At 70.6% G+C, this 16,979-nt stretch carries 16 protein-coding genes; 4 read left to right on the top strand and 12 right to left on the bottom strand.

Annotation, left to right across the window (positions count from 1 at the left end; genetic code table 11):
- Nucleotides 1-37 precede the first annotated feature (37 nt).
- From AC1D0A_RS01970 to AC1D0A_RS01960, 3 genes are all read right to left on the bottom strand, one after another.
- On the bottom strand, nt 38-2,626 hold the full coding sequence (locus tag AC1D0A_RS01970; protein ID WP_476945080.1) for an ATP-dependent RNA helicase: 2,589 nt from the start codon (nt 2,624-2,626) through the stop codon (nt 38-40).
- Nucleotides 2,627-2,751: 125 nt separating this feature from the next.
- On the bottom strand, nt 2,752-3,468 hold the full coding sequence (locus AC1D0A_RS01965) for an anti-sigma factor family protein (protein WP_476944293.1): 717 nt from the start codon (nt 3,466-3,468) through the stop codon (nt 2,752-2,754).
- Nucleotides 3,465-3,971, bottom strand: coding sequence for a sigma-70 family RNA polymerase sigma factor (locus AC1D0A_RS01960; protein WP_476945079.1), 507 nt, complete (start codon nt 3,969-3,971; stop codon nt 3,465-3,467). The genes AC1D0A_RS01965 and AC1D0A_RS01960 overlap by 4 nt, the downstream gene beginning before the upstream one ends.
- A gap of 158 nt (nt 3,972-4,129) precedes the next feature.
- Here AC1D0A_RS01960 and AC1D0A_RS01955 point away from each other — a divergent pair, with 158 nt between their 5' ends.
- The 3 genes from AC1D0A_RS01955 (at nt 4,130) to AC1D0A_RS01945 (ending at nt 5,577) form a co-directional block, all read left to right on the top strand.
- Nucleotides 4,130-4,558 (top strand): hypothetical protein, encoded by a 429-nt coding sequence (locus AC1D0A_RS01955; protein ID WP_476945078.1) that lies wholly within the window; start codon nt 4,130-4,132, stop codon nt 4,556-4,558.
- Entirely contained in the window at nt 4,542-5,180 is a 639-nt protein-coding gene (locus tag AC1D0A_RS01950) for a hypothetical protein (protein WP_476945077.1), read from the top strand. The genes AC1D0A_RS01955 and AC1D0A_RS01950 overlap by 17 nt, the downstream gene beginning before the upstream one ends.
- A 130-nt stretch (nt 5,181-5,310) precedes the next feature.
- Entirely contained in the window at nt 5,311-5,577 is a 267-nt protein-coding gene (locus AC1D0A_RS01945) for a hypothetical protein (RefSeq protein WP_018772760.1), read from the top strand.
- A 71-nt stretch (nt 5,578-5,648) separates the two neighbouring features.
- Here the strand turns inward: AC1D0A_RS01945 and AC1D0A_RS01940 are convergent, their stop codons facing one another.
- On the bottom strand, nt 5,649-5,981 hold the full coding sequence (locus AC1D0A_RS01940; protein ID WP_243177810.1) for a YegP family protein: 333 nt from the start codon (nt 5,979-5,981) through the stop codon (nt 5,649-5,651).
- 263 nt (nt 5,982-6,244) lie between these two features.
- A complete protein-coding gene (locus AC1D0A_RS01935) occupies nt 6,245-6,400 on the bottom strand; it encodes a hypothetical protein (RefSeq protein ID WP_243177811.1) in 156 nt (51 codons plus the stop codon).
- Nucleotides 6,401-6,719: 319 nt separating this feature from the next.
- On the opposite strand from AC1D0A_RS01935, the gene AC1D0A_RS01930 reads away from it, so the two are divergent.
- The gene (locus AC1D0A_RS01930; protein WP_476945076.1) at nt 6,720-7,787 is read left to right on the top strand and encodes a quercetin 2,3-dioxygenase; all 1,068 of its coding nucleotides are present in this window, start codon (nt 6,720-6,722) and stop codon (nt 7,785-7,787) included.
- 116 nt (nt 7,788-7,903) lie between these two features.
- Here AC1D0A_RS01930 and AC1D0A_RS01925 read toward each other — a convergent pair whose 3' ends face one another.
- The 7 genes from AC1D0A_RS01925 to AC1D0A_RS01895 form a co-directional block, all read right to left on the bottom strand.
- Nucleotides 7,904-9,070, bottom strand: a complete 1,167-nt coding sequence (locus AC1D0A_RS01925; protein WP_476945075.1) for a DUF3500 domain-containing protein — start codon at nt 9,068-9,070, stop codon at nt 7,904-7,906.
- A complete protein-coding gene (locus AC1D0A_RS01920; protein WP_243177814.1) occupies nt 9,048-10,796 on the bottom strand; it encodes an FAD-dependent monooxygenase in 1,749 nt (582 codons plus the stop codon). The genes AC1D0A_RS01925 and AC1D0A_RS01920 overlap by 23 nt, the downstream gene beginning before the upstream one ends.
- Nucleotides 10,796-11,641 carry a fumarylacetoacetate hydrolase family protein gene (locus AC1D0A_RS01915; RefSeq protein WP_028276770.1) on the bottom strand — a complete coding sequence of 282 codons (846 nt, stop codon included), beginning with the start codon at nt 11,639-11,641 and terminating at the stop codon, nt 10,796-10,798. The genes AC1D0A_RS01920 and AC1D0A_RS01915 overlap by 1 nt, the downstream gene beginning before the upstream one ends.
- Nucleotides 11,642-11,765: 124 nt before the next feature.
- Nucleotides 11,766-12,626, bottom strand: a complete 861-nt coding sequence (locus AC1D0A_RS01910; RefSeq protein WP_476945074.1) for an alpha/beta hydrolase fold domain-containing protein — start codon at nt 12,624-12,626, stop codon at nt 11,766-11,768.
- A gap of 113 nt (nt 12,627-12,739) precedes the next feature.
- On the bottom strand, nt 12,740-13,753 hold the full coding sequence (locus tag AC1D0A_RS01905; protein ID WP_476945073.1) for an alpha/beta hydrolase fold domain-containing protein: 1,014 nt from the start codon (nt 13,751-13,753) through the stop codon (nt 12,740-12,742).
- The gene (locus tag AC1D0A_RS01900) at nt 13,750-16,446 is read right to left on the bottom strand and encodes a glycoside hydrolase family 78 protein (RefSeq protein ID WP_476944074.1); all 2,697 of its coding nucleotides are present in this window, start codon (nt 16,444-16,446) and stop codon (nt 13,750-13,752) included. Before AC1D0A_RS01900 ends, AC1D0A_RS01905 begins: the two co-directional genes overlap by 4 nt.
- Before the next feature lie 166 nt (nt 16,447-16,612).
- Nucleotides 16,613-16,972, bottom strand: coding sequence for a VOC family protein (locus tag AC1D0A_RS01895; protein ID WP_243177818.1), 360 nt, complete (start codon nt 16,970-16,972; stop codon nt 16,613-16,615).
- Nucleotides 16,973-16,979 lie beyond the last annotated feature (7 nt).

Here is a 16,979-nt window from a genome sequence, read left to right as displayed (position 1 = left end):
AGTGGTCAGTTGGCAGCGCCGGGCAGCTGGTCAGGCGTTAGTTCCGCGGCTTGGTCCGGGCCGTCGCGGGCGCGGTCCACGGGTCTTCAGGCCACGGATGCCGCGGATAGCGGCCGCGCATTTCGGCCCGGACCTGGGCGTAGGGCCCGGACCAGAAGGACGCGAGATCGTCCGTCACGGCCAGGGGCCGGCGGGCCGGCGAGAGCAGGTGGAACAGCACCGGCACGCGCCCGTCGGCCAGCCGCGGCGTCTCCGCCCAGCCAAAGCACTCCTGCAGCTTGACGGCCACCACGGGCCGGCCGGTGGCGTCTGCCGCGTCCGGGTAGTCGATCCGGATCCGGGATCCGCTGGGGACCGCCAGCGACTCGGGTGCCAGTTCGCCCAGCCGGGCCGCCTCGGGCCACGGCAGCAGCCGGCCCAGCGGGCCGGCGAGGTCGATCCCGCCCGTCGATGCCCCGCCGGCCAACGCCGCGAGCTCCGGGGCCAGCCAGTCCTGAAGCCGGGCCAGCAACGCGGGCTCGGAAACGTCGGGCCATGCCCCGCCCAGCTCCCGGTGCAGCAGGGCAAGACGGCGGCGCAAGCCGTCCGCCGCGTTCGACCATCCGATGGTGGCCAGCCCCTCGCTGGCCAGTGCGCGGGCCACAGCTGCGCGGCCCTCCTGCGCAGGAGGCCGTACCGGGGTGGACGAGAGCACGATCGCGCCCAGGCGGCGCTCCCGCCGGGCCGAGACCCGGCCCTGGCTAAACCGCGCCTGCAGCGTGTCGCTCAGGAGGTTGCCGGCGGCGGCCTCTGCGGTGTCCGCCGTCAGCGGCGCCGCAGAGCGGATGACGGCACCGGTCCCCGCGGCATCGCGCCCTTGTGCGCGGGACACTTCGGCCACTCCCAGCCATTCGTGCCCGGACAGGGCGCTGCCGGCCGGCAACCCGGCCCGGGTTCCGGAGGTCAGCAGGTATTGTGCCGGCCCCTGGCCCGGAACGCGGCGCGCCACCCGGTCCGGAAAGGCCAGGGCGACGACAAACCCGACGGCCTCCGCGGCACCAACGGCCCCAGCAGACGCAACCGGCGCGGCGCGGGATGGCTTCTGGTGCCCGCCACCGGTGGATTCCTGCCGGGCGATTGACTCCATCCGCCGGACGTCCTCCGACCAGCGCCGGGATCCGGGATCGCGGCCCGTCCGCAGCGCGGCAAGCAGTCTGGTGAGGTCTGCGCCCGGTGCGCGCTGGTCCCCCGACACCAGGGCGACGGCCTCGGCCGCCGTGCGGTAGCCCACCGTCGCGGCGCCGTCCAGCAGGGCGCGGGCAAGGCGGGGGTCAGTCGGGACCCGGGCCAGGGTCTTGCCCACCTCGGTTGCGTGACCGTCCGCGGTGACGGCGCCGAGTTCCCGCAGCACTTCGACGGCCTCGTCCATCGCGGCCCGGGGCGGCGTGTCCGGCAGCGCAAGTCCCCGGCCGCCGGGGGCTCCCCAGCAGGCCAGGACCAGGGCGGCGCCGGTCAGGTCAGCTGCCGCGATCTCCGGCGTCGGGTGCGCCGGCGCGGCACCAAAGGCCCTCTGGTCATAGCAGCGGATCACCGTGCCCGGGCCCTGGCGTGCGGCACGGCCGGCACGCTGGTCCGCGGACGCCCGGGAGCAGGACACCGTCACGAGGCCGGACATTCCGCGGCCGGCGTCGCGCCGCGGCTCGCGGGACAGCCCGGAATCGATGACCAGCCGGACGCCCGGAACAGTCCCCCCCCCCCCCCCCCCCCCCCCCCCCCCCCCCCCCCCCCCCGCCACGTAGGAAACCTCCCACGCGCCGGGAACGAACACCAGGGCGTCCACGTCCCGTCCGCCAGCCAGCGCGGCCGCATGCCCGGCCGCTGCCGTGTCGGCCACATGGTCCAGGAAGGCCCGGGCCACGCCCCGCTCATCCAGCCGCGGCGCCGACGCGGGGGCCCATTCCACGTCCAGCGAAAAGAGCACGGACGGACAGTCAATGACCGGTGCCGGGCCGCCGCCGTCGTCGTTTCCGTCCGCCGCCTCACCGATCAGCGTGTCTCCGATCAAGGCGGCGAAGCGGGGGGCATCGAGGGTGGCCGACATGGCGATCAGGGCGAGGTCGCCGCGCAACTGGCGGACTTCGGCGAGCATGCCAACGAGGAGGTCGGTCTCCAGCCCGCGTTCGTGGACCTCATCGAGGATCACGGCGTCCGTGCCCTCGAGCCCCGGGTCCGCGAGGAGGCGGCGAAGCAGGATGCCGGGGGTAACGAACTCGATCACAGTACCGGGGCCGGTCTGGCGTTCCCCGCGGACCGTGTAGCCCACGCGGTCGCCGAGCCGGGTGCCGTCCAGGGCGGCCAGGCGCCGGGCGGCCGCACGGGCAGCGACGCGGCGCGGCTGGGTGACCACGATCCGCGGGCGCCGGCCCCTCCCGCCGGCGGCGATGTTGGCGAGCAGCGGCGGCACCAGCGTCGTTTTGCCTGTGCCGGGAGGCGCCTGCACCACCGCGGACGCCCCCGCACCACCGGCGTGCAATGCCGCCGCGAGGGCTCCCAGCGATTCCGCAAAAGCCAGGCCAGCCCCGATGGCGTCGAGGTCGAAGAGCCCCTTCGCGCAGGCTGGGTCCAGGGGTGTGTTCGCGGAAGTCACGCCTCCATTGTCCCTGCAATGGAGTCCTGGCCATCCATCCGGCGCCGCGCCGCTGATCCACCCGCCGGCGCCCCGCCGGCGCGGGCACGGGTGCGGCCCCGTTCGTGCACGCGGGTGTGCCGGCGCTACGGGTGCGCGGCCAGGAGCGTCTTGCCGCTCGCGACGGCACGGATTTCAATGCTGCGGATATCGGCTCTCGGGACAACTGTGGTGGCCGTCGGTGTCGCCACTGTCCCCGGCGTTGCTGTCCAGGTGGCCACCTGGGTGGTGGCGCCGCGGGAGTCGAGAACCACCAATCCGTACTCCTCCGGCGCGCGGAGACCGCCCGGCAGAGCATAGTCGGCCGGGGACGGCGTGTACGTGCACTGCCAGTCGATCTGCGTTCCCCACGGCTGCGTGGTCAGGGATCCGGTGGCCACCATGGCACTGTCGGCGACCGGGGTGAAGTTCAGGGCCGTCGCGGATGCGGCCTGGATCTGGGCAGCCGGGGGCGGGGAGGCCGTGACCTCAACGTAAACCGCGCCCGCGGCGGCAGCGGCGCCCAGCATGATCCCGGCGACAGCCAGGCGGGTGCGCCGGCGGCCGCGCTGGACCTTGCGCGCCAGTCCGGGCTGCAACGTCGGTGTCCGCCGTTCGCCGTCAGTCCGCCCGAGGGACTGGGCTTCCTCGGGTGAGAGTGCTGCCAGCAGCGACGGCAGTCCGGCAAGTTCGGCGACGGCGGCCCTGCAGCCAGCGCAGCCGGACAGGTGCTCCTCGAACTCGTGCCGCTCAGAGGAGACGAGGGATCCCAGCACGTACGCGGCATCCCAGCGCCGGTACTCATCGGTTCCGTTCCGGTTCATGGCGTCACGCCTCCCTCCTGCAGGGCCAGCCGCATCGCCCTCAGCGCGTAATGCAGGCGCGACTTCACTGTTCCCTCGGCCAGTTGAAGATTTTGCGCGATCTCGGCGGTCGTCTCCCGCAAATAGTACGAATGAATGACGACGGCCCGGTGCTCGGCGGACAGCCCGGCGAGCGCATCCGAGACAAGCCACCCGTCCAGGATCCTGTCGACCCGGTCCGCCTCCGGAATCTCTGGCAGCTGGTCGGTTGCCGTTTCGTGCCGGCGGCGGGCGCTGCGCCGGTCATCGATGACGAGATTGCGGGCGACCGTGTAAAGCCAGGCCCGCACCGCCGGCTCCGGGCGCTGCAGAATCGCCGGGTGCTTCCACGCGCGGATCAGCGTCTCCTGCACGACGTCGTCCGCCAGGGCGCTGTCACGCCTCATTCCCATGACGAACCGCCATAGCGCCGGGCCGTAAGCCTCCTGCAGCGATCGCAGTAACTCGGCCTCCTGATCGGACATTTCCGCCTCCTTGGAGGTAGGACGACGCCGGGCGGCAAACAGTTCACTTGCGCCCGGCGCGGTCAATGGCCGCAGCCCGTGTTGAACCTGCAGGCTGCCGGAACCGTTGTAGGGACAGGTCCGGCCGCCCCTGGCCGGCCATCCCTAAGGAGAGCACAATGAGGATTCTTCGCCCGGCGACTGCCGCCGCGGCGTTGGGCGCCATCCTGCTGCTGGGGGCCTGCTTCGGCGGGCACACAGCGACGCCGGCACCGGCCCCCTACACAGTCCCGTCAGTTCCTGCGACGGGGAACCCCTCACCGTCGCCCAAGGACCCCGCCAGCAACGCGGCTCCGCCGTCGACCGTTGCCGCGCCCGTTGCGCCGGCGCCGCCACGGTATGTTGCCCCGCCCGTTGCGCCGGCCCCGCCACGGTACATTGCGCCGCCCGCCCCGGCGCCCATGATCCGGCCGCCGGCGCCCGCCCCGCGGCGCGTCGCTCCACCGGCGCCGCGGCCCATGGTTCCGCCGCCCGCCCGGGTGCCTGCCGGAAACGATCATGATGCCGACAACAACGGAGGACCGGACGACGGTGACGGCAACAAGTAGCAGCCACGGGGCGCTTGGGCCGGGCCCCGGCAGGGGGCTCCTGTTCGGGGTGCCGGCGGCGCTAGCGGCCTTGGCCCTCGGCGCGTGCGGCAGTCCGGCCGGGAACCAGACGGCGGCGCCTGCCTCCGGCCCCACCCCGTTCGCGTGGTTCCGTCCCGGACCGGCCCCGGCAGGATGGCAGCCGCTGGAGCTTCCGGACACGACAGCCGTGCTGGCCATCCCACCTGATGCCGCTCCCGTGCCGGGCGACCCCGGCAGCGTGTCCGCGACCGTCACCGCACCCGACGGGGACCTCCATATCTATCTCAATGCCACGCCGCAACAGGGCGACGAGTCGCTGGCCAATTGGCCCGAATTCCGGCTGGCCCATCTCAGAGGCGAGAACGCCGCATCCGCGAGCCGGCTGCAGTACCGCGCCGGAATGGGGTTCCGGGGAGGCACCGGTTCCTGCGTGGAAGACACCTATGTAACGCGGATCGGTGCCCACAATTACCGTGAAATAGCCTGCCTCGTTGCAGGAACCCGGGGAAGCAGCGTCCTGGTTGTGGCCACGCCGGCCGATTCCTGGGACCGCTTCAGCCCGGTGCTGCAGCAGGCGGTGGACGCGTATGCCCCCGAATAGGGGTACGCCCCCATCCCGATCGAGCAGGGTGGCCTGAACCGATGGAGGCAGCCGGCTGGCCGTGGCCGGTTGGTTTAGTCACAGCGAAGGCGGGAGACTGGATCAACTCGATCACGAAAGTGGGAACCACATGATCAATCTCAAGCAAGACGCCGAGGGGTTCATCCGCATGAACCGGCACTTCCCGGAAAAGTCGCTCATCAGCATCACGTTCACGGACGGCTCAGAACACGTCTATTCCGGGCACCGCCTCAACGGGATCTACGACGAGGCCCTGGCGGAGTACCGGGCGCAGAACCACCTGGATGCCAAGGGGTTCTCGCGGGCCCCCAAGAAAACGGTCCAGCCAGCGAACAAGATCGAGTTCGTTCCGGTGCACGCCGGAATGGACCCGTAGCGGCGCCCCTGGCCACCCAACGTCCGCGTGGGCCGGTCTGCCGCGGCCGGGTAGCCGTGCGCCCTGCCGGATCAGCCGACGCCTACCGCGCCCGGCCCGTGCGCCGGGCGGCGGAGGGCCCGGGCGCGGATCCGGAGGTCGTTGTCGTGCACCCGCCGGTCGACGCCGGGCACCGGCGCCGGAGTGCTTCTCGGCCGCGGTGCCGCCGGACTTGCCGGCGGCTCCGGGCACAGATCACTGATCAGCCCCATGCCGGCATACTCGCGCACCGCGGTGATGCCGGCAACCGCTGCCGGCTTGTCCGCGAAGCCCTTTGACACGGCCAGTACTGCCCCGTCCGGTGCCCTGAGCCGAAACCTGAAGCAGGCATCAGCGTCAACGAAGAGTTCAAATGTGCCGGCCATGACGATCCTCCCGGTTCGCGGGCTCCCCGTCCGGGCATCATTGCCACGGGGTGAAGGGGAAAGCGTCGCTGCTGCCCGCTGGATTGGTTTGTCCCTGAGGCTGAACGGATGATGTCAGCCCGTCATTAAAGTCTCGCTGCGGCCGTGGAACGCCCACAAGGCAAGTCACGTAAATCCCAGGTAAATAGAAGCCAACAGCCGTGCGCGGGAAACCGCCGTCTGGGTCCTCCGCGGGCAGGAACACTGCCGCCTCAGCGGTACCCCTACAGGGGCGGCCAATGGTCGCGGCAGTAGTCACCGCGGCTGACGCCGGGAGATCCTTGCGGGATGACGCGGTCCCAGGAGGGGCCGACGGCCTCGCTCCGCTCTGAAGGCTCGGCTGCCGCGGTGCGGCCTGCGTCGCCGGGAAGCCAGGTCATGACTGAATCGTTGGACAACGTACCCCCCATTGTTCTTGGCTGGAGGCGCACCGGCTCGCATTACGGACCGCCATGCGCCTCACGCAAGACTAGCCGGGAGTACTGACACCAAAACAGGGACTTTGGACCGTATCGGCGAATGGCCGCGGGCGCCTACCCCTGACCGCCCGCCGGCCGCCGCCAACGGCTTCCCGGCGCCCAACAGCCCGGAGCGACGGACAGAAGTGTTTCATCCATTGGAAATGGAGGTCGCCGCGGCGGAGAATCAGGGGCAGTCTTGGGGGCAGCCCGCGCTCCACAGACAGGAAAGAAGGATGCGATGTCCCTCAGCGTTGAGGAAATGAACAAAGAGCTCCCGTTGGCGAATGTGCTGCCGGGCGACGCCGTCCCGTACTACATGGCGTCGGGCGAAGGCGCCCGCTATGAGATCGCCGGCCAGCTGGTCACGGTGATCGCCCGGGCGGCAGACACTGGCGGCATTTTCAGCGCCGCCTACATCTCCGGCGGCATGGGGGCCGAATCACCGTTTGTGAGCCACGCGGTGGAACACAAAACGCTGTACGTCTTCGACGGCATCCTGCACGTCTGGCTGCCGGGCGAAAGCCGCATCCTGACTCCCGGGGATTCCGTGGTGATCCCGCCGGGAACCCCGCACGCGTACCGGATGGCAAGCCACTACACCCGGTTCCTGAACTGGATGACACCGGGCGGCGCCGAGGCCTACTACGAACGCGTCGGCACACCCATCGATTCGCACGTCCCACCTGTCACCCCGGGCCGGAAGCCCAGCCTGCAGGAGTGCGCGGCGGTGGGCGCCGAATTCGGCATCACGTTCCCCGACGTCGAACGGGTGGCACCGTCTTTCCGGCAGGACGCCGGGCTGCCGGCGGCTCAGAGCCCGTACTTCCTCAGTGCGGGCGAGGGCGAGCGGATGGTCAGCTACCAGACCATGTTCACGTACCTGTCCCGGCCGGCGAACACGGGAGCGAACTACTTCGCCGTCCACACCAAGGGCGCCAAGTCCCCCTACATTCCGCTGCACTTCCACGAGCAGCACACGGAAAACTTCCTCTGCACCGAGGGCCGGATGTGGATCTACGCCAACGGCCGCGAAGTGCTGCTCACCAAGGGCGACTTCCTCCACGCCCCGGCCGGGACCATCCACTCCTTCGCCTTCGATTCCCACAACACCCAGATGGTCGGGTTCCTGACGCCGTCGGTCTTCAACGGCTTCTTCGAGTACTTCAACAAGCCCACGGAGGATTACATGTACACCGAGGGCGGCGAGCCCTACATGGACATGGAGGGCTTCGGCCGGGCCCAGGCCGAGATGGACCTGACCGTGGTGGGTCCCCCGCCGCAGCGCAGGGCTGCGCTGGACATCTAGGCGGACCTGGGCATCTGGCCCGGTTTTCCGGTCCGGCTGCAGGTCCCACACGAATGGCCCGGAACCCCCGCGGAGGGTTCCGGGCCATTCGCGTCGGTGGACGGCTTGTCAGCGGTTCATGACGCGTGTCCGTTCAGAGCCTGGCGCACCAGCTCGCGCCCGTAGTCGTTGCCGTTCGGGGTGCGCAGCACCGTGTGCATGTGGAACGGGGCCGGGGTGTCATTGCTGAGGAAGACGCCTGTGTGGTGGTCCAGTTCCATGACCAGCACGGGGCTCTGCAGGCGGAAGTAGAAGGCGTCCTGCGCCTCCCATCCGCCGATCCAGCAGAACCAGGTTTCGTCCCAGTGGGCCGCGATTTCCCGCAGGCGGACGGTCCGCGGCCCGTCGGGGAGGAACGCGATGAAGTCTGCCACGAGCTGGTCCAGGATCGCGCGTGCCGCGGCGGGCATCGCGCTGACCGGGATTCCCTCGTAGGGAATCACGCGGTTGTCCTGGAAGCAGCCGGCCAGGTGACGTTCGTCCCCGGGGTGCAGCCTGCCCTCCGGCATGGCCGGGTCCTGCATGTCCTCGAAAAGCGTGGCCTCGTCCCGCAGCGGCCCGGGCAGGGCTTGCATGAGGCGCCGCGCCAAGGCGATCCGCTCCTTGAAAACGGCCACGCCCTGGTGCGGGCCGGCGTCGATGACGTCCGGTTCGGCGCCGAGGAACACCGGCGAGACCACCAGCTGGGTCCCGGCCACCAGGGCGTTGAGCGCCACGTGGTGGCCGAAGAGTTGCCAGCCCCACGGGGACGTCTCCGACGGGTCACCGTAGAGGGCGAAGTTGTAGCTTAACTCGTTCATCAGCTCCGGCAGCTCCACCAGGTCGCCCAGGAATCCATTGATCCGCATCAGGTTACGGACCAGCCCGTAGCCGGCCGGACTCAGGCTCGCCGCCACGACGGCCAGGATCTGTTCGCGCACGTCCGGGTCCAGCTCGTCCAGGCGCAGGCCCGTGTCATGTTGCAGGAATTCCGGGTTGGCCCAGCTCTGCCATTCGGGGCCCCCCGGCGCCTCCTCCCCCGCCGGCGCCGTCTCGAGGGGGTACAGCCCGTCCCGGCGGACCCCGTCGCTGGTCACCCCGGTGAAAGGCTCGGGGTATTGGGCGGCCCAGCCTTGGATCATGGGACCCGCGAAGGGATCGGTCTTTGCCGCCTCGGCATAGCCGCGGGCATCCAGGCCACGGATCTGCGCCACCCGCGGGTGGTCGGGCGGGTAGAGATAGTCACGGAAGGACGGCACGGACACGTGTTCTCCTGTCGGGGTCTTCGGATGGTGTTGCCAGCGGCCAGCCGGCGGCCACGCCAATGGCCGCGGCGGCCCCCACGGGGTCGGTCCCCCGCCAGGCGACGTGCTGGTCCGGGCGGACCAGCACCGCGGCGGCCTGCCAGTGCGTGGTCATCGGGGTTCCGTCCTGGTCGGGTCCGACGTCGACGACGGACAGCGGGATTTTGTGGATCGCGGCGGCGGCCAGGACCGCCGCGTAGGCCTGCCCGGCGGCCGCGCCGCCCAGGCTGTCGCGGTCCACCAGGAGGGTGAAGCCGCTGCCCAGCAGGTCGTAGAGCGACGTTGTCGCGTCGAGCCAGGCGTGTGGCAGCAGCGATCCCGGGCTGGCGGAGGGGACGTAGCTGACGGGGTCCTCGGCGGGGACGGACAGGCCGTCCGGGACCACCAGAGGCGAGGAGCCGTACGTGTAGCCCAGCACCAGTCCCAGCGAGTCGAACTCGCTTTGTTTGACGGCCAGCGCATCCTTGGCGACCCGCCGGGCTGCCTCGCCGTCCGCATCAGCCCGGCCCAGGGCCGGGTCCGCGAAGTGGTAGGCCAGCGACTTGCCGTTGGCGGCGGCGTCGCGGATGGTCCGGGCCGCGACGGGCCGGCGCTCCAGCTCATAGCTGCCGGGCAGGGCCGGGCCGGCCCAGCCCTCCAAGGCGGCGGCGATCTTCCAGGCCAGGTTGGCGGCGTCGCCGATGCACGTGTTGAACCCGTGCCCGCCCCAGGGCGGATTCAGGTGCGCCGCGTCCCCGATCAGGAACACGCCGTCGTGCCCGTATCCCGGGGCGAGCAGCATGCGCGCCGTCCAGGGGTCGGTGGCGATGACCTCGACGTCGACGTCGGCCCCGACGAGCGAACGGACCAGGTGTCCGGCGTCGGGTGATCCGCTGCCGTCCACGCCCTGGATGATGGCCCACCAGGTGCTGCCGAGGTCCAGCGGCCCCACCATGCCCGAAACCTCGGGTCCCAGGACCCAGTACTGGACGGCCGGGTCCAGGGTGATCGCGGCGGCGAGGGTGTCGGAACGGAACAGGACACTGATGTTGGAGAGCTCGGCGGAGCCCCCGGCGAGGCGGATGTTCAGCCGGCGGCGCACGGTGGAGGACCCGCCGTCGGCCGCGGCTACGAAGTTGCAGTCCACGGCCTTGCGCCGCCCGGTTGCGTCGGACACCGCCACGCGCGAGCCGAAGCGCGGCCGGCCTGGGCCCGGCGTGCCGCCGCCCTGGTTGATGTCCAGGTCTTCCACGCTCAGGCCGGTCAGCAGCGTGATGAGCGGGGATTCGGCGGCGGCCTCCCGGAGCACGGCCTCCATGACGGGCTGCGGGACCTGCTGCCCGCATTCCGGCTGGGGGCCATACCGGCCCGGGACGAGCTGGAAGGCCTGGCGGAACCGGGTGACTTCGTGGCCGGTGAGGGCGGAGCAGAAGATGACGTCCTGGGCGTAGGCGACCGGCAGCGGCGCGGCGTCGCGGAGTTTGTCGGCAAGCCCGAGGCGGCGCAGGTGCGTCATGGTGCGGGCGTTCGTGGTCTTGGCGCGCGGCCGGTCCTGGTCAATGGTGGTCCTCGGCTCGATGACGAGGCTGCGGATGCCGCGGTGCGCGAGGTCCAGGGCCAGGAAGAGCCCGCTGGGTCCTCCGCCGGCGATCAGCACCGGCACCCGGTCCGGGAGGTCGCCGAGGGCCGCGTTGTTGACGGCGGTCATCAGGCCCGGGCCCGCAGTGACGGCCCGCCGACGGGCGTGGTGAGCGTTCCCAGGGTGTCGATTTCCACTTCGACCGTGTCGCCGGGCTGCAGGAGCCACGGCGGGGTCCGGACGTAGCCGACCCCTTCCGGGGTTCCCGTGGCGATGACGTCACCGGGATGCAGGGTCATCGTCTGGCTGATCAGGGCGATGATGGCCGGGACGGAGAAGATCATGTCCCGGGTGTTGCCGTTCTGGACCTCGGTGCCGTTGACCCGGGTCCGGACCTGCAATCCCTCGCGAAGGTCCCCGGCCTCGTCGCGGCTGACCAGCGGGCCGAGGGGGCCGCTGAAGTCGCCGTTCTTGCCCAGGGTCCACTGGGCGGTGAGCTTTTGGGCCCGCCGCGCGGTGAGGTCGTTGAAGGTGGAGTAGCCGAAGACGGCTTCCGCGGCGGTGGCTTCGTCCGCGGATTCGACCCGCCGGCCCACGTAGGCGGCGACTTCGCCTTCCCAGTCCAGTCCGGCCTCGCCGGCGGGCACCGGCGCGGGGACGTTGCCGACCGACAGGGACGCGGTCCACCGGCCGAACAGCGTGGGGTACTCGGGCACGGAGAAGGAACCCTCGGCGGCGTGGGCGCGGTAGTTCAATCCCACGCAGATCACGCGGGCGGTGGGCGGGACCAGTGGGACTTCGGTGACGTCCGCCCGGGTCAGCGACGCGCCGCCGGCCGTCAGGGACAGGGACTTTTCCTGCCAGCCGGCGGCATCCGCCCAGAAATCCTGGACCGGAGCCAGCGGGTAGACCCGGCTGTCGGCCAGGGCCGCAACCCAGGCCGCGCCGTCGTGGGTGATGCCGATGTACTGCATGTGGAGGGCCTTTCAGGTTCCGCCCGGACGGGCGGGTGAGGGAACTGGTGATCGTGGAAAATTGGCAGGGCAAAGCTGCCCGGGTCAGACCGGGGCCCGCACTGGCTTCGCGGGGAGGGCTCTGTCAGGGGACGTGGGCCTGGCGGAGGAAGAAGTCGACGGTGGCGTCCATGGCCTTCTCCGCGGCGGCCGGGCTGTGATCGGGCAGTACCCACATGTGGTCCGCGTCCTCGATCAGGAGCAGTTCGACGTCGGTTCCGGCGGCTTCCAGCGCCGCCGCTAGGGACGTCGACTGGGCGGGCGGAACGAAGCGGTCGGCGGTTCCGTGGGCCAGGAAGAACGGCGGTGCCGAACGGCTGGCGTAGCTGATGGGGCTCGCCGCAGACGCCTTCGCCGGCTCGTCGGCCAGTACAGCACCGACAAGGAGTTCCTCCCTGGATCCGGGATCGTTGGCCCTGGCAACGGCGCCCGGCAGGCTCTGTTCGGCCATCCTGCCCAGGTCCGTGGGCGGGTACCAGGCTGCCACCGCGGCGACGGCATCGCCGGCATTGACGCCGTCGGCATTGGTGGTGAGACCCACCAGGCTGGCGAGATGGCCGCCCGCGGAGTCGCCCCACGCGTAGATCCGCTCCGGGTCCACGTTGTAGTCGGCGGCATGGTTCCGCAGCCAGCGGACGGCGGCTTTCGCGTCGTGCAGCTGGGCCGGGAAATGCGCCTCTTGGCTAAGCCGGTAGTCCGCCGATGCCACCACGAATCCTGTGTCAGTGAACGTTTGGAAGGCGCTGTTGCCGAATCCGTCCAGGACCGGGCCCAGGGAAGACCGCTCCCCCATGCGCCAGCCGCCCCCGTGGAAATGGACCACCGCCGGCCGGGGAGCCGCCCCGCCCTCAGGACCGGGAAGGTAGAGGTCCAGCAACAGCGGGCGGGAACCGTCGTCACCCGCGCGGGCGAATTCGATGCCGCTCAGCACGCGACCTTCCGTCATCGTCGACTCCATCCGTTTTCCTGCGCCGCTTGGCTTGTGCACGGGTTCCGTGATGCCCGGCGTCTCCCCTAAGACTGTCGGATCACCGGACCGGCGCAAACCGCGGATTTCAATCATTGAAAGGGCTTTGCCGAGGCCAGTTCCGCCGCAAGGAATGCCAGCCCCTGCTGCACGATCCCCAGCGCCGCCGAGTGGTTGAGGTACCCGTGCGTCACCCCCGCTTCCAGCCGGAAGGACACCTGGACGCCGGCCGCGCGGAGCGATTCCCGGAAGAGCTCAGCCGACGGACGCAGGTCATCGTATTCGCAGGCGATGACCGCCACCGGGGGGAGCCCCGAAGGATCGGCACGGCCGGGCAGGGCATACGAGGACGCCATCCCGGCGGGGCCGCCGATGTAGTTCTCCACCATTGCCTGGCAGTCGTCCTCGGTGAAGCGCAGGATCCGCGGCAGGCTGGAAAGCACCCTGCCGTCGGACACCGCGGTCGGCTTCAGAGGGGGAAGCGCGGCGTGCAGGAACGGGTACGCCAGCAGCAGCTTGGCGGGCAGTGCGAGTCCGGCGTCCTTGAGATACATGGCGGCGCCGACGGCGAGGTTCCCGCCGGCGCTGGCCCCGCCAAGGCACAGGTTTCCCGGGGCCACGCCAAGGCCCTCGGCGTGGGCTGCCGCCCAGATCCACGCCGCGAGCGCGTCTTCGTGCGGGACCGGGAAGTGGACGCCGTCGCCGGCCAGCCGGTAGTCGACGGAGAACACCAGGCCGCCGGTCCGGTCAGCTAGTTCCCGGGCGACCTGGTCGGCCTCCCGCATGTCCAGCGTCCCTCCGGCGAACCCGCCGCCATGCAGCCACACCAGGCCGGGCAGGGCGGCCCCGGACGCATTCCCCGCCGCGGAACCCCGGTCACCGTCCAGCCGAAGGATGCCGGGGCCGTAGATCCGGATGGGCACGGGTCCGTTGGGCCCCGGCGCCTCCACCGAGCGGATCGGTACGGCAGGGGCCGTGTAGGGCAGATCCGCGCCGCTGAACGCCGCCAGCCGCTGCATCCCGGCAGGATCGGCGAGGAGATCGGCGAAGGAGCCGGCTTCAGCCACGTGGTGCATGAGGCCGGCCAGCTCCACATCCAGGCTCATGGCTGAAACACCGGCTCGCGGGCGCCCTCGGTTGCGGCTTCAGGAACTGCACAGCTGAACGAATGCGTCCCGGAACCGACCTCGACGCCGGTGGTCCCGCCGTCGGGCAGGTACACCGCGGCGGTGCAGCCGGCCGGGACCGACACGGACAGCAAGAACACGTCGCCGTCCAGCTCCCACCGGACCACAGCCTCGCCGTAAGGGGTCTCGTGCCGGGCAGCGGCCCACGCCAGCCCCCCGCCGGGCCTAGGCCGGATGGCGAGTTTCCGATACCCGGGTTCAGCTGGTGCCAAGCCGGCCACAGTGCGGTGCATCCAATCGGCCACGGCACCCAGGGCGTAATGGTTGAAAGAAGTCATTTCGCCCTCATTGATGCTGCCGTCCGGGAGCATGGAGTCCCAGCGTTCCCAAATAGTGGTGGCGCCCATTGTCACGGGGTACAGCCATGACGGGCACTCGGTCTGGAGGAGCAGGCGGTATGCCGCCGTCGTGTGGCCTTCATCGCTGAGCGCGTCGCAGACCAGCGGAGTTCCCACGAACCCGGTGGCGATGCGGTAGCCGTCGGCTTCCACGATGTCGGCCAACCGGGCGGCCGCGGCAGGGTGTTCGGCCGGTTCGAGGAGTCCGAAGCGCAGTGCCACCGCGTAGGCCGTCTGCGTGGACGGCCGGAGCCGGCCTTCGTCATTAAGGTAGCGTTCCCGGAACACCGCCCGGGACCGGGCGGACAGCTCGCGCAACCGTTCCGATTCCGTGTCGTGGCCCAGCAGTCCGGCAGCCTCGCCCGCCACCGACCCCGAGTAAGCCAGGTAGGCCTGTGCCACGAGCTGCCAGGGGGTGCGGGCGTCGCCGGGCGAGTCCGGCGGTGCGGCCGGGTCCAGCCAGTCGCCGAACTGGAAGCCGTGCTCAAAGCGCAGCTCCGGGCCGGCGGCCTGGGCCGCGGCTTCCAGCCAGGCGATCATTCCCGGCAGCTGCCGGCGGAGGTACTCGAGGTCCCCCGTCCGCTGGTACAGCACCCAGGGAACAAGCACGGCTGCATCACCCCACGCGGCCATCACCGGGCGGTCCGGGAATGGCGGCTTTTCGGCCACCACTTCCGGGACCACCAGCGGCGGCGGCCCGTCAGTCCCCTGCTCTGCGGCGAGGTCCTTGAGCCAGGACGTGGTGAAGCCGGGGATCCGGTACAGGAAGGACGCGGTGGCGGCGAAGATCTGGAAGTCGCCGGTCCAGCCGAGGCGCTCGTTGCGCTGCGGGCAGTCCGTGGGCACGTCGACAAAGTTCCCCCGCATCCCCCACACCACGTTCGAGTGGAGCTGGTTCAGCATCGGATCGGAGCATTCGAACGTGCCCGTTCGCCGCAGGTCCGAGTGGATCACGACGGCGGTGAACGCGTCCGGATCCACAACACCTGGCCAGCCGCTCACCTCCACGTAGCGGAACCCGTGGATGGTGAACTCCGGCTCCCAGCTCTCGCCGCCCGAATCGCCTCGCACGATGTAGCGGTCGGTCTGCTTGGCGACGCGCAGCGGCCTGACTCCGAGTTCGCCGTGCTCCAGAACCTCGGCGTGCCGCAGCACCACCTCGGTGCCGGCCGCACCGCTCACATTGAAACGCACCCGGCCCACCAGGTTCTGGCCAAAGTCCAGAATGGTCTTTCCGGACGGCGTTCCCAGCACGGCTTTGACCGGCAACTCGTCGGTGGCCCGGACGGGCGGGCCGTCGGGTGCGACCAGGACTGCAGGATCGAAGCCGTCAACTACGACGGCGGGCTGCAGCAAGTCGGGGCCCGCGCCGGTCTCCGCTCCGGTCTCAGCCCAGCCACGGCTCCGGAGCCGCGCATCGAACGTTTCGCCGTCGTACAGGTCTGCCGACAGCACCGGCCCCCGCCCCGCCAGCCACGACGCATCCGAGCCAATCACGCTCACTGCCCCGCCGCCGTCGGTCATTTCCAGCTGGGCGATCACGGCGGTGCGGTTGCCGTACGTGTTGCGCTTCTCCTGGAAGCCCAGATTGCCGCGCCACCAGCCGTCCGCGAACTCAAGGCCGATCACGTTCGTGCCTGGCCGGAGATACTCAGTGACGTCGTAGCTCTGGTAGCGCAGGCGGTGGTGGTAGCTGGTCCAGCCCGGGGTCAGGATGTCCCGGCCCACGCGGCGGCCGTTGATGTGCGCCACGTAGACGCCGTGGGCGCTGGCGTAGAGCCGGGCGGACGCCACGGGCCCGGCCACTTCGAACGTCCGGCTCAGGCGCGCTGCCGGCTCGTTGGCGTCGCTGGCCTCGTCCCAGGCCGGGCGGATCATGGCTGCCTGCCAATCGGACGCGTTCAGTAATCCCGCCTCTACGTAGGCAACGGGGCTCCATTCGGAGGGCGCGCCGCCGCCGTTGCCCCAGACACGGACGCGGACGGCGACGCGCTGGCGGCTCTCCAGCGGCGGTGCGGGCCAGGGCTGCAGGAGCTGCTCCCTGGTCTCGGTGCGGCCGTAGCTTGTCAGGCCGGCCTCATCGGGGCCGAGCTGGAGTTCGTAGGCGGCCTGGACCCACCCGGTCCGGTCGGTGGTGACCTGCCAGGAGAGCCTGGGGCGGTCTTCGCCGATGCCGAAGGGCTCCTCGTGGTGTTCGAATCGGACGGCGGAGGGAACGGCGGTCCCCGCGCGGGCGTGGTCCTGGGACGGGAAACGAAGGGTGTTGGGAGTCAACGTCGGCTCGATTCATCAGTTGGAGGAAGCTCTAGGGCTTTCCCCAGCGTCCCGGGAACGGCAATGCGCCCGCTAGCGAAGTTTCATTGACTGGAAACCCTGTGCATGGAGTGCCTTGTTGGGCCTACCCGGCGGCTGCCGACGCCAACCGGGCGTGGCGAGTTGTTTAGTCCACGCAGAGGCAGAAGGGGTGGCTGGCCGGGTCGAGGAATACCCGGAAGCTGGTGCCCGGCTGCGAGTCGGCCTTGGTGGCCCCCAGCTCGACGGCGACCTTTTCGCCTTCATCCAGGTCCTGCACCATCAGGTCCAGGTGCATTTGCTGTGGCACTTCCTGGCCAGGCCATTCCGGGGCACGGTAGCCGTCCACCTGCTGGAACGAAATGCAGTTGCTGCCGTCGTCAGGGCGGATTTCGGCCCAGTCACCGTCGACCTTCACCTGCCAGCCCAGCAGGGCGCCGTAAAAACCCGCGAGGACCGCGGCGTCGGGGCAATCAATGACGAGACCTGGGAAGCGTGCGATAGGCATAGCGGAA

The organism is Arthrobacter sp. P1_D4 (genome assembly GCF_056406115.1).
Note: the sequence above shows the minus strand (reverse complement) of the source record. Positions and strands in the feature narration are given on the sequence as shown.